Annotated in this window: 11 protein-coding genes; all 11 read left to right on the top strand. The window is 48.1% G+C overall.

Annotated elements, in window-relative coordinates; all coding sequences use genetic code 11:
- Positions 1 to 78: 78 nt before the first annotated feature.
- The 11 genes from AC1DLI_RS01210 (at position 79) to sdaAA (ending at position 12,359) form a co-directional block, all read left to right on the top strand.
- Entirely contained in the window at positions 79 to 1,038 is a 960-nt protein-coding gene (locus AC1DLI_RS01210) for an ABC transporter permease (RefSeq protein WP_477598946.1), read from the top strand.
- Positions 1,039 to 1,068: 30 nt separating this feature from the next.
- Entirely contained in the window at positions 1,069 to 1,956 is an 888-nt protein-coding gene (locus AC1DLI_RS01205) for a carbohydrate ABC transporter permease (RefSeq protein WP_477598945.1), read from the top strand.
- 18 nt (positions 1,957 to 1,974) lie between these two features.
- Positions 1,975 to 2,982, top strand: coding sequence for a zinc-dependent alcohol dehydrogenase (locus AC1DLI_RS01200; RefSeq protein ID WP_477598944.1), 1,008 nt, complete (start codon positions 1,975 to 1,977; stop codon positions 2,980 to 2,982).
- 106 nt (positions 2,983 to 3,088) lie between these two features.
- Complete coding sequence (locus AC1DLI_RS01195; protein WP_477598943.1) at positions 3,089 to 4,819, top strand: cache domain-containing sensor histidine kinase; 1,731 nt, start codon at positions 3,089 to 3,091, stop codon at positions 4,817 to 4,819.
- A 21-nt stretch (positions 4,820 to 4,840) separates the two neighbouring features.
- Positions 4,841 to 6,457, top strand: coding sequence for a response regulator transcription factor (locus AC1DLI_RS01190; RefSeq protein WP_477598942.1), 1,617 nt, complete (start codon positions 4,841 to 4,843; stop codon positions 6,455 to 6,457).
- Between the two features lie 234 nt (positions 6,458 to 6,691).
- Positions 6,692 to 7,600, top strand: coding sequence for a Gfo/Idh/MocA family oxidoreductase (locus tag AC1DLI_RS01185; RefSeq protein WP_477598941.1), 909 nt, complete (start codon positions 6,692 to 6,694; stop codon positions 7,598 to 7,600).
- Between the two features lie 27 nt (positions 7,601 to 7,627).
- Positions 7,628 to 8,614: a Gfo/Idh/MocA family protein gene (locus AC1DLI_RS01180; protein ID WP_477598940.1), complete on the top strand. Its 987-nt coding sequence runs from the start codon at positions 7,628 to 7,630 to the stop codon at positions 8,612 to 8,614.
- A 37-nt stretch (positions 8,615 to 8,651) separates the two neighbouring features.
- Complete coding sequence (locus AC1DLI_RS01175) at positions 8,652 to 9,668, top strand: NAD-dependent epimerase/dehydratase family protein (protein WP_477598939.1); 1,017 nt, start codon at positions 8,652 to 8,654, stop codon at positions 9,666 to 9,668.
- A 2-nt stretch (positions 9,669 to 9,670) separates the two neighbouring features.
- Positions 9,671 to 10,738 carry a dihydrodipicolinate synthase family protein gene (locus AC1DLI_RS01170; protein WP_477599350.1) on the top strand — a complete coding sequence of 356 codons (1,068 nt, stop codon included), beginning with the start codon at positions 9,671 to 9,673 and terminating at the stop codon, positions 10,736 to 10,738.
- A 17-nt stretch (positions 10,739 to 10,755) separates the two neighbouring features.
- Complete coding sequence (gene sdaAB / locus AC1DLI_RS01165) at positions 10,756 to 11,451, top strand: L-serine ammonia-lyase, iron-sulfur-dependent subunit beta (protein WP_477598938.1); 696 nt, start codon at positions 10,756 to 10,758, stop codon at positions 11,449 to 11,451.
- Positions 11,433 to 12,359, top strand: a complete 927-nt coding sequence (gene sdaAA / locus AC1DLI_RS01160; protein WP_477598937.1) for an L-serine ammonia-lyase, iron-sulfur-dependent, subunit alpha — start codon at positions 11,433 to 11,435, stop codon at positions 12,357 to 12,359. Before sdaAB ends, sdaAA begins: the two co-directional genes overlap by 19 nt.
- Positions 12,360 to 12,419 lie beyond the last annotated feature (60 nt).

Here is a 12,419-nt window from a genome sequence, read left to right as displayed (position 1 = left end):
AGGCATCGAGGGAAACCCTGGAATGTTCGTGGGTTTCCTTCTGCCTACCACCCCAGATTCAGCAGGGAGGCGATAGGGATGGCGGAAACGGCAGCTTCATTGAATTCAAAGCCAATAAAGAGACAGGCATTACGTCAGAATAAGCTGCGCAGCTTTTACCGGAATCGATGGTTTTATCTGATGATGGTACCCGGATTAGTTTATTATATTGTGTTTCATTACGCGCCAATGGCGGGAACCCTAATTGCTTTCCAGGACTATAACCTGATGAAGGGAATCTGGGGAAGCCCATGGGCAGGCGTGAAAAACTTTCAAGTTATTTTTGACAGCCCCGAATTTCTGCAAATCATGAGAAACACGCTGTTAATTAACATTTACAAAATTGTAGGCAGCATGGTGCCTGATATCATCCTCGCTCTTATGCTTAACGAAGTCAGAGTTCACTGGTTCAAGCAATTCGTTCAAACGATTACGTATGGGCCATATTTTTTATCATGGGTCATCGTATATGGTTTGGTTTTTTCTTTCCTTGCTCCGGGATCGGGCTTAATCAGCACCTTTGTGCGCGATATGGGCTGGGGACAAATTGATTTATTAACAGATAAAAATTTCTTTAGATCTCTGCTGGTCCTAACGGAAATTTGGAAAAACACTGGATTCGGAGCCATCATTTATTTGGCTGCATTAGCATCGATCAATCAGGATTTGTATGAAGCGGCTGTTGTAGACGGTTCTGGCCGCTGGCGTCAGCTTTGGCATATTACGCTGCCAGGTATTCGAGACGTGATCGTGCTGATGCTGATTATAAAAATTGGCGGCATATTAGACGCGGGCTTTGATCAGGTGTTCATTTTCTTGAATGCCAGAGTATATGAGGTAGGAGATATCGTGGATACGTGGGTATATCGCTATGGCTTCGAGCGGCTTGAATTCGGGGTAGCCGCCGCGATGGGCGTATTTAAATCGTTGGTTGGCCTCGTTTTGGTTATAGGCGCTAATCGATTGGCCAAAAAAATCGGAGGTTCAGGCATATGGTAAGTCACGGCATGGAAAAGGAGGCTGGCCCGCATGTCGCTTGTCATTCAAAAATCAAAAGGGGATAAGGCTGCTGACACGATTATTTATACCATCCTTGCCTTGTTTGCCCTCCTTACCTTATTTCCGCTTTATTATGTGGTGATTGTCTCGGTGACTCCTTACATCGAGGTAATGAAAAATGGCGGCTTCGTCGTTTGGCCGGAGCACTTCACGCTGCAAGCCTACAAAGAAATTTTTGGAAGCCCGCGTATACCGCAGGCTCTGAAAATAACCGTATTTATTACAGTTGTGGGTACAACCTTGAATCTGGTGGTTACGACGCTGCTCGCGTATCCGCTTTCCAAGAAATCGGTACTTGGCCGACAATTTATTCTCATGGCATTGGTGTTTACCATGATTTTCAGCGGCGGGATTATTCCGCTTTACATCGTGGTCCGCAGCCTTGGATTATACGATTCGGTGTGGGCGCTCGTTATTCCCGGAATGGTATCCACCTTTAATTTATTGATCGTCAAAACGTACTTTGAAAATCTTCCGCCGGAAGTAGAGGAAGCGGCTAAGGTGGATGGCTGCGGTGATTTAGCGACCTTATTCCGGATCGTTCTGCCTCTATCTGCTCCGATCATGGCAACGATAGGCTTGTTCTACGGCGTTACCCATTGGAACGAATATTTCAAAGGCATTTTTTATATATCCGATAAGACGCTAATGCCGATGCAGGTCGTGTTAAGAAGCATGATACAAGCCCCGAATGTCAGCACCGAGCTTTCGGTTAATTCGCTTGTTCTCGATACGCTGCCTCCGGAAACGATAAAGATGGCCGTCGTTATCGTTGCAACGCTGCCGATTGTCATCGTGTATCCGTTTCTTCAAAAATATTTTGTCAAAGGCGCTTTACTAGGCTCCGTCAAAGGGTAACTTGAGAGGAGATTGGACATGAAAGCGATTATTGCCTTGGAAGGAAGGGTAGAGTCCATTGAGCTGGAGGAACCGGTATCGGAAGAGAATTATGTCATCGTGAAGACACAATACTCCGTGATCAGTCCCGGTACCGAAATCATGCTTAAGGATTCGCAGTCCAAAGAGCCCATTCCACTGGGGTACAGCGCGATGGGGCAGGTCGTTGAAGTCGGGCCTGGTGTTGCGAGTGTGAAGAAAGGGGATCGAGCCGCATGCTACGGATCGCCGTTCGTTCGTCATGCCGAGTTTCTTAAAGTGCCTAAGCATCTTGTGGTGCCTTTGCAAGATAAAATAGATGCACAGGAGGCTGCCTTTGTAGGAATTGGTGCGATAGCGATTCATGCTTTGAGGCAGGCGAATCTGCAGTTCGGGGAATCCGTTGTTGTTGTAGGTTTAGGCATTCTGGGGCAAATCATCTGTCAGATCGCAGAAGCGTCGGCGATTCGCGTTATCGGCATGGACCGGATATCCGAGCGGGTAGAAAAGCTGAAGGAGTCTGGAGCCCAACATGTTTATGACAATGAGGAGGAGACGGTTCGCAGCATCCAGGCCATAACCGATCATGCAGGCGCAGATGCGGTTATGTTGTGTGTCGGCGGCAGCAGCAGCGGGCTTATCGATAAAGCACTTCATTGGTTACGCGATCGCGGGAAAATTATAATCGTCGGCGATGTGCCCATGGCTTTTAACCGTGAGATGCTGTTCCAGAAGGAAGCACAGCTGCTTATCTCGCGCGCAGGCGGTCCTGGTCGCTATCAGGTGGATTATGAGCGGAAAGGCATCGATTATCCAATCGGATTCGTCCGCTGGACTGAAGGACGAAATATGGCCGAGTTTATCCGTTTGTTGGAAGAGAATAAGCTTAATATTGCCGCTCTAATCACCCATCGATTTCACTTGAATTGTATGAAAGAAGCCTATGAGCTATACCAATATGCTCCTCAGCAGGTCCTTGGCGTTATCCTAGAATATGGTACAGAATAGCAGCCGCAATGCTATAATCATATTTGATAGCAGTTAGCCTCCTATGCTCAGATTAGGCTGGAAGCGATTTGGATTAAGGCTGCATAAGATTGAGGAGTGGTCTTGCATGGTACGCCGGCTTACAGGAACAAGCTTCACTTCCAGCGTCAGCACCAAACTGTTCATTCTTACCTTTCTATCTGTCATCATATTGTTTCTAGTGATAGCATTTTTCGGTTATCAGAGGTTATTCGGGCCGATCCGTCAAAATAATGAAAAAGAGCTGCAGGGCTCTGTCGTGCAGGTTGAAGATTATATGAAGACGTTAATGAACACTTTTCAGAGCCAGCTGATCTTTCTCTCCAATCCGGTTCTCTACAACAAAATGGACGAAGCTGATTACACGCAGCTTATTGATGATATGATGACTTACCATCAAGATCAGATTCACGGTATCTATTTGATCGAGAACGATAACTTAAGGCTTAGCTCTCCATATGGCTATAAATTTTTTATTGCTCCTGATCGTATTAAAGAAATAATTTATCAGACAAGCAAATCGGGCTTTTGGTGGAGTCCTCCCCGCGCAGTCAACGAACGCTCCGTAATCACGGTTGCTAAGCAAATCGACGCTAACCGGTTCGTCGCGATGGATATCAATTTAAATGCGTTGACCGGTCCGCAGATCATTCAGGGCGAGCAGCGGAGAATTTATCTATTTACGGGACAAGGAAAGTATCTGTCCACGAATACTTATCTCTCTCATCCAAAGACTTTCCAGGATCACCTTGAAATGAAAGTGGAATTGCAAAAGCTGACCAAGAGCAGCGGGACAGCCTACAATACCGTACATACCTCTTTTGGCAGCTACACCGTACTCAGCAGCAACCAAAATCGCTGGGATTGGGTTGTTTTCTCCGTAATCGAGGAATCACAGGCTTTTCCGCTGCTCGATTCATTAAGGCAGCAGCTGGTGCTTGTGATTGCGATGGCTATCATCCTAGCAGTGATTGTATCTGTCTGGATTACGAACTATATCCGCAAGCCGGTGACTCTGATCACTCGTCAATTTAAAGCGGCAGCGCGAGGCGAGCTTGATGCCCGGATTAAGCTGAAGCGCAATGATGAGTTTACCCATATTGCTGATGGGTTTAACCGCATGATGGGCAACATCCAGTCCTTGTTTGATGACCTGAGGGAAGCCGAAGCGAAGAAGCGGCATCATGAGTTAAAGGTGCTGCAGTCGCAGATTCATCCTCATTTCCTTAATAACACCCTCAATGCCATTTATTGCTTGGGGGAAACCGGGCAAACAGAGGAAATGTGCAAAATGATTCGCTCACTGATGGGTCTGCTGCAGTATTCAACGGACAAAGTTGGAGATATCGTCACGGTTCAGGATGAGCTTCAGCAATTAGAAAACTATGTGGAAATTATGGTTCTCCGTTACGGGGATGTGTTCGAAATGGACATAGCCGTGCCGGAGCTCTACTATAAAACGCCGATCCCTAAGCTGACTTTAATTACTCTAGTAGAGAACAGTATTTTTTATGGTCTCAGCAAGCAGGGCGTAAATCATATTATTGTTACTGCAAAGAGCAAGGAATCAGGCGGTTTTTTATTCGAGATATCGGACACGGGGCCGGGAATCGATACGCAAAAGCTCGCACTGCTGACGCAAGAAGCAAGCTCTCCTAATCCTTATAAAGGCTTGAACAATTTAGGTCTGCGCAATGTACAGGAGAGGATATCCATGACATTTGGTTATCAGTATGGACTTCAATTCCATACCGAACCGGATGAGGGATTAACGGTGTCGGTTCATCTGCCTGCGGGCGAGCTGCACGTGAAAGGATAGCAAAGTAGAAGGGGGAATACGATGCTGAAGCTTCTTATGGTCGACGATGAAAAATGGGTGCGTGATCGATTTTCAGATCGGATTCCTTGGTCGGATGCGGGCTTTGCGTTTTTGGGAGCGGCCTCTGGAGGCGAAGAAGCAATCAGGATGATTGAGAAAGAAATACCGCATTTGCTGCTGACGGACATAACGATGCCGAATATGAACGGATTAGAATTAGCTGGTTATGTTCGGAAGCGATGGCCGCGAATTCGGATTGTTATCCTAACGGCATACAGCGAGTTCGAGTACGCTAGGCAAGCGATTGAGCTCGGCGTGGATCATTATTTAATTAAGCTGGCTCAGACCCCCGATATTATTCTTGATATTTGCCGCAAGATAGCCGATGAGATTGTTCAGGAGCTGGATGTAGATCAGAAGCTGGAGATGAGCCTCAGGCTGGAGAAAGAACAGGATTGGGCGAAGAAGCGTCAATGGACGGAACGTTTGTTGGATGATTATGTGACCGAAAATAACTTTTCCATTCCTAACGAATGGATGGCTGGTACGGAAAATGCCGGTTATTGGACGGGGTTGACTATCGGCTGGAGCATCACTTCTCCGTCTGCTGAACGAGCCGATTCATCAGAGGAGGAACGGGTTCAGCTTCAACGTCAACTATGCGAAGGACTGGAAAATAGATTGAATCCGGCCGTGATCGRCTCTAGCTGCCAGCTGACTATGCTTCCATTCCAGCAAAACCGGTTATTTTTATTGATCGCATCCAAACAGCCGTTAAGAAGCTTGCATTTGAATCAGTTAGCGATGCTTGCTCTTGAGGCAATTGGTGCGTATACCTCCGTGAGGAGCTTTATTTACGTTGGATTGGTCCGCGATTTAGGAAAGCAGATGCTGACGGCAAAGTGGATTGCGGAAGGTTTGAAGGAAGGACTTGATGGTTTAGCTTCGCATTTCTATAAACCTGATTCGGGCATTGTCGGCAAAGCTGCCAAAGGTTTCTGGCGGCTTGATCCAGAGATGATCCGCGAGACGATTGCCGCTGTTGTAAAAGCGCTGCAGCGTGAGAATATTGTAGCGTTCCAAGAAAGTGTCTCCTTCATGACGAGGCTCTCCGATCCTTTGATTCATCCTTCGGATCTGCTGCGGTTAACGAAGCAGATATTGAATCCTGAGCTGGTCCAACTGCCGGAATCGCTCATTAAGCGTTTGAGCAAGCTGCAGCATATGGAGTCATGGACGGAATATTGTGAGTGGTGGTCAGAGACGATTCATGCGATGGAGGAATGGTTTAGCAAAAGATTGAACCCGCCTGCAACCATTCGCAAAGAAATCCAATTAATGTGCCGGTATATTCAAAAGCATTATATGGAGGAGGTGCAGGTTTCGGAGCTGGCCAAAATCGTTCAATTACATCCATCTTACGCAGGTCAAATGTTTAAGCAGGAAATTGGCGAAAACTTCTCCGACTACGTAAATCGGGTACGTATGGAGAAAGCGAGCGAGCTGCTGGAGCAGACGACGATGAAAATTTACGAGGTATCAAGTGCTGTAGGCATATCCGATTACAGGTATTTTTGTAAAATGTTCAAAGGGTATACTGGTTTTACGCCAACGCAATATAAAAATAAAAAAGCTTAAACATGACGAACCGTAGGGATGAGTTTTTCCTTACGGTTTTTTTGCATCTATTTTTAGTTTAAGGAAGGCAAGTGATGATTTCTGTATTTTGACCACTATTTCTTGTAATGGTCAGCTAGTTTTGCATCTGCAACGAAACTATACTGTACTCAAGTTCATTAAAGCTTAGGCAAGTAGTCTAGTCATTAGGGGAGAGTATAGCCTGAAATCGACGGACGAAAGGATGGTCAGCTAATGGCGGACAACAACAAAAAAATTGGTATTATAGGTCTCGATTCTACCCACGCACTAGTTTTTACGCAGATTATTAATGATAAAAGCCATCATTTCCATGTGTTTGGCGGTGAAGTTACGGCGGCTTTCCCGGGCGGTTCGGATGATTTCGAAATGAGTTATTCTCGCATTAAGGGTTTCACGGAGCAAATTCGCAGACAGCCAGACATTAAAATCGTCGATTCCCCGGAAGAGGCTGCTGAAGCATGTGATGCTATTCTTTTGTTGTCGGTTGACGGCCGGGCACATCTGGAGCTGTTTCGGCGCATTGCGGGCTATGGCAAACCTGTTTTTATTGATAAACCGATGGCCGTATCCTATGCCGATGCAGCCGCGATTGCGGAGCTGGCGAAGCTGAACGGCGTACCGCTGATGAGCTGCTCGGCGCTGCGGTTTGCGGAGGGTTTGACGAATGCTTTAATGGAGGATAAAAAGGGTCATGTTATCGGGATGGATTGTTACGGTCCAATGGCGCTGCAAGCCACGCAGCCGGGGCTTTTTTGGTACGGCGTTCATACGGCCGAAATGCTTTTTAGAACGCTCGGAAAAAATTGTGAAAAAGTGTTGGCAGTAACCAATGATGATCATGATTTGATTAGCGGCGTATGGGGAAATGGGATTATTGGGACGATACGCGGCAACCGTCAGGGAAACGATCAGTTTGGCGCATTGCTCCACAGGGAAGCCGGCACTGTCCATATCGACGTTTACAGTCATCCGAAATCCTATTATGCCAGTTTGCTGGAGCAAATCATGAGCATGTTTTTAACAGGGAAACCCGGTATCGATATGGATGAGACACTGCAGATCATTCGGTTTATGGAAGCAGCCAATGAAAGCCGTTTATCGGGACAATTCGTTGTTTTGTAGTCTTAGCGGGAAGAAGGTTGTGCGTCCATGCAAAAAAAAGAGTTAATGGTAGCGGTGCTGGGAGCGGGTGCGATCGCGAGTGAGCATTTCGAAGCAATCCGGGCCACGAAGGGCTTAACTGCATGTGCGGTTGCGGATATTCACTTGGGGAGGGCAGCCGAAGTTGCTGATAGCTATGGCATTCAAGCGTATCAGGATTACCGGGAGATGATTTTGCAGCAAAGGCCTGATATTGCTGTTATTGCATTGCCTCATTATTTACACAAAGAATCGGCTGTATTTGCGGCTGAAAATGGCTGCCACTTAATGCTCGAGAAGCCGATGGCACTGTCGGTTTTGGAATGCGATAGGATTATCGAAGCCGGGCGCCTTGCGGGCATTCGTATTCTGGTTGGACATACCCAGCATTACACCGCGGAAAATAGACAAGCGAAGAGCATTATCCAAAGCGGGGAATTAGGGAAGCTGGTCATGATTCACGATACCAGGCATTTAAACTATTTTCGGGATACGAGGCCGCAGTGGTTCCTTGAGAAAGAGATGTCAGGCGGCGGCATTTTAGCTAATTTGGGCACGCATTCCATTGATAAAATCCAGTGGCTGACCGATCGTTCGGTCCGCAGGCTGAATGCTTCCGCAAGCTTTTATGGAAGCAGGGGCAATGTTGAAGGCAGCGGCATGATTTTCATGGAGCTCGACGGCGGCGTTCCCGCAGTGATTGTGCAATCAGGTTACATTGGTGCTACACGGAATGAAACGGAGATTATATTTACTGGAGGCATGCTGAAGCTCGAAACGGGAGAAGGCCTTTGGATCAGCAGGGGCAGCAGCTACGAGAAGGTGGAGACAATGATCAAAACGGACCCGTTTGAGCAGCAGTATTCCGATTTACTACAAGCCATATTGAACCAGCAAGATACTAGCTGTACGCCGGAATATGCCCGAAACGTTATTGCTGTTCTCGAAGCCGTATACCGATCTGCGGAAACAGGGACAGAACAGCTGCTGAAATAATTTTCATATGTATTCTTGAAGGGAGTTTTTTGAACTTATGAGAACGATTGAAGAGCTCGAGGCCAACCTGGCCGAACCGTCCGAAGCACTTATCAGCGATATAAAGAAAATAAAAGGGGATATCTTGCTGCTTGGCGTCGGCGGGAAGATGGGACCGAGCTTGGCGAGGCTGTTAATGAACGCGATTAATCAGGCGGGTGTAAGCAAAAAAGTAATCGGTGTATCGAGGTTTTCTGAAGCGGGCCTGCAAAAAAAACTGGAGGCGGAAGGCGTAGTGACGATCGCGTGCGATTTGTTTGACGATGATAGGCTTCAAGCACTGCCCGATGTTGAAAATGTAATTTATATGGCCGGCAATAAGTTCGGCACAACGGGCAATGAATCCTTTACATGGGCAATGAATGCATACCTTCCCGGAAGAGTTGCAGAGAAATACAGGAACTCACGCATCGTCGTGTTTTCCTCGGGCAATGTATATCCTTTCACGCCGGTTGGTTACGGCGGTGCGAGCGAAGCGGCAGCGCCGTCGCCGGTCGGAGAATATGGCCAATCCTGCTTGGGCAGAGAACGTGTTTTCGAGCATTTTTCTAAAACCTATCAGATCCCCATGGTGGTTTATAGGCTCAACTATGCCATCGATATGCGTTACGGCGTATTGCTGGAAATCGCAAAAGCCGTGCAAAGCGGTTCGCCGATCAATCTGACGATGGGGCATGCAAATGTGATTTGGCAAGGGGATGCTAACGAAGTTGCGATACGTTCCCTCCTCGCTTGCGAAACGCCGGTCAACTTTCTTAACGTCACCGGTCCGGAGACGATGTCGATACGCTGGGCAGCAGAGGAGTTTGGCAAAAGGTTCGGTGTAGAGCCAATATTCGAAGGAGCGGAAGCAGAAAATGCGCTGCTTAACAACGCGACGAAATGCCATCAACGCTTCGGATACCCGAGAGTTACGCTTCTACAGATGATTGATTGGACGGCTGGTTGGGTGGAGGCTGGCGGTGCAACGTTGAACAAGCCTACGCATTTTCAAGAAAGAAAGGGGAAATTCTGATGATGAGCCATTCCAAGGGATTATCGCCCGAGCAGTTAATTGCACTGCATGAAGGTCTTGTCATTCCGGCTCATCCGCTAGCGCTTGATGAGAATCGCCGATTGGACGAACGCTACCAGCGTGCGTTAACCCGGTATTATATGGCTTCAGGGGCGGGAGGCGTTGCCGTAGGCGTGCATTCCACACAATTTGAGATCCGTGATCCGAAATTCAAATTATTTGAGAAAGTTCTTCGTCTTGCGGCGGATGAGGTTGAAGAAGGTAAGCTAAAACGCCCGTTCATTCGGGTTGCCGGGATATGTGGACCGACGGCGCAAGCGCTGAGTGAAGCAGAAATAGCGGCGGGTCTCGGTTATGAGGCGGGACTGCTGAGCATGGGAGGGCTACAGGACTGGTCTGAAGCAGAAATATTAAGCCGCACCGCAAAAGTAGCGGAGGTTATTCCGGTTATCGGCTTCTATTTGCAGAAAGCTGTAGGAGGAAGAACATTCAGCTTCGACTTCTGGCGGGCATTTGCTGATATTACAGGCGTCATTGCGATTAAGATGGCCCCGTTTAACCGTTACCAGACCATTGATGTCGTTCGGGCAGTTTGTTATTCCGAGCGCAGTGACCAAATTGCGCTGTATACAGGCAATGACGATAATATTGTAAATGATTTATTGACCGTTTATCGGTTTAAGGTAAAGGGTAAAATGGTTGAAAAAAGAATCGTTGGCGGGCTTCTCGGGCATTGGGCAGTTTGGACCCTTAAAGCGGTGCAAATGCTTGAAGAAATAAAACGGATCAGAAAACAAGAAACCATATCTACAACATGGCTGACACGAAATGTGGAGGTGACCGATTCCAATGCCGCTTTCTTTGATCCGGGTCACGGCTTTGCAGGTTGTATTCCCGGCATTCATGAGGTTCTCCGTAGACAAGGCCTGTTGAAGGGAACCTGGTGCTTGAACCCGCATGAAGAGCTGTCAGCAGGTCAGAAGGAAGAGATAGACAGGGTTTACCTGGATTATCCGTATTTGAATGACGATGAATTCGTTAAGCTGCATCTCTCTGACTGGCTGACTTAGGAGGTATTGAATGAGTTATGCGCTTTAAAGATGTGTTTTCTATTATAGGACCCGGCATGATCGGACCGTCCAGCTCGCATACGGCTGGTGCCGTTCGGCTTGGCAGAGTAGCCCGCGGCTTGTTCGGCGAAGAGCCCAAGAGAGCTGAGATCGTATTCTATGGCTCGCTGGCTGCTACCTATAGCGGGCACGGAACGGATCTTGCCGTGATTGCGGGGCTGCTTGCGTTCGATACGGATGATGAACGGATTCCAGAATCGCTTGAGCTGGCAGAGCTATCAGGGATGAAGGTAGACTTTCAAACAAGCAGCGTGCCCGCCGTTCATCCAAACACATTGACGATTAAGCTAAGCTCTGGAAGCAGACGGAGCCAGATGACGGGCTGCTCGATTGGAGGAGGCAATATTGAAGTGATCGAAGTAAACGGGTTTGATCTTAAATTTACGGCCAATTACCCGGCTCTGATTGTCTATCATGTCGATCGTACCGGCGTGCTTGCTAGCTTAACGCGGCTGCTCAGCGATGCCGGCGTCAATATCGGTTATATGGATGTTGACCGCAGAGCCAGACTGGGACAGGCGGCGACCGTTATCGAGATGGATGGCGCGATTCCCAAGAAGCTGCTGAGCGAGATCAAAAAGCTGACACATGTGAAAAGCCTCAATTATATCGATATGAACGGTGGTGGACCGCATTGCGATTCAGCTCTTTAAAGGAATTGGCACTGGTATGCGCAGATGAAGGGAAACCGATTTATCGTATTATGCTGGAGGATCAGGCTAAGGAATCCGGTCGTTCCGCAGAGCAGGAATGGGACAAAATGAAAAAATATTACGGCATCATGAAAGAGGCTGTAACGAAAGGAATATCTTCAGAGAAAACATCCCGAAGCGGGCTTACCGGCGGCGATGCGAAACGGGTATTTGAATATACCCGAAAGCCGGATGCATCGCTCGAGCCGTTTACCGGACTTGCGATGGCTTACGCGCTTGCCGTTTCCGAGGTGAATGCTTCCATGGGACGTATCGTGGCTACGCCGACCGCTGGTTCCTGCGGCGTCATTCCCGGCGTATTCGTCAGCAGCCAGGAGCGCTTTGGCTGGAATGACGATCACATGGTCAAAGGACTATTTTGTGCCGGAGCAATCGGATATGTGATTGCGAACAATTCTTTTATTTCCGGTGCGGAAGGTGGCTGCCAAGCCGAAATCGGCTCTGCAATCGGAATGGCAGCAGGCGCGCTTGTCGAGCTGAAGGAAGGCACGCCTGCCCAGGCGATTCACGCCGTCGGATTGGCGTTAAAGAATACGCTGGGGTTGATCTGCGACCCGGTAGGCGGTTTGGTGGAAATTCCATGTATTGTCCGTAACGGCTTCGGCGCGGTGAATGCGTTGGCAGCAGCCGATATGGCGCTTGCTGGCGTAAGGAGCGTTATTCCCTCGGATGAGGTCATTCAGGTTATGCTTGAAGTGGGAAGCGCGATGCCTGATGCCCACCGCGAGACGGCAAGAGGAGGACTCGCGCAGACGCCGACTGGAAAGCAAATTATTGAGCAGCTGGCTAAGGGAAGAAAGAAGCCCCATGCCGTTTCGAAAGAAACTAATAATGAAAAAGATACGTAAAACGAGTGATGAAGAGACAGCAGACCATTAGGGGATTTGCTGCACTCATCACTCGTTTTT

Source organism: Paenibacillus sp. 01T443, from assembly GCF_056398325.1.
This window is presented reverse-complemented; position numbering and strand designations above follow the sequence as displayed.

Bases quoted from the DNA above. Each gene is read 5' to 3' on its own strand.
- AC1DLI_RS01205 (WP_477598945.1), top strand. From the start codon at position 1,069: ATGTCGCTTGTCATTCAAAAATCAAAAGGGGATAAGGCTGCTGACACG.
- sdaAB (WP_477598938.1), top strand. From the start codon at position 10,756: ATGCGCTTTAAAGATGTGTTTTCTATTATAGGACCCGGCATGATCGGA.
- AC1DLI_RS01185 (WP_477598941.1), top strand. From the start codon at position 6,692: ATGGCGGACAACAACAAAAAAATTGGTATTATAGGTCTCGATTCTACC.
- AC1DLI_RS01180 (WP_477598940.1), top strand. From the start codon at position 7,628: ATGCAAAAAAAAGAGTTAATGGTAGCGGTGCTGGGAGCGGGTGCGATC.
- AC1DLI_RS01200 (WP_477598944.1), top strand. From the start codon at position 1,975: ATGAAAGCGATTATTGCCTTGGAAGGAAGGGTAGAGTCCATTGAGCTG.
- AC1DLI_RS01195 (WP_477598943.1), top strand. From the start codon at position 3,089: ATGGTACGCCGGCTTACAGGAACAAGCTTCACTTCCAGCGTCAGCACC.
- AC1DLI_RS01170 (WP_477599350.1), top strand. From the start codon at position 9,671: ATGAGCCATTCCAAGGGATTATCGCCCGAGCAGTTAATTGCACTGCAT.
- AC1DLI_RS01175 (WP_477598939.1), top strand. From the start codon at position 8,652: ATGAGAACGATTGAAGAGCTCGAGGCCAACCTGGCCGAACCGTCCGAA.
- AC1DLI_RS01210 (WP_477598946.1), top strand. From the start codon at position 79: ATGGCGGAAACGGCAGCTTCATTGAATTCAAAGCCAATAAAGAGACAG.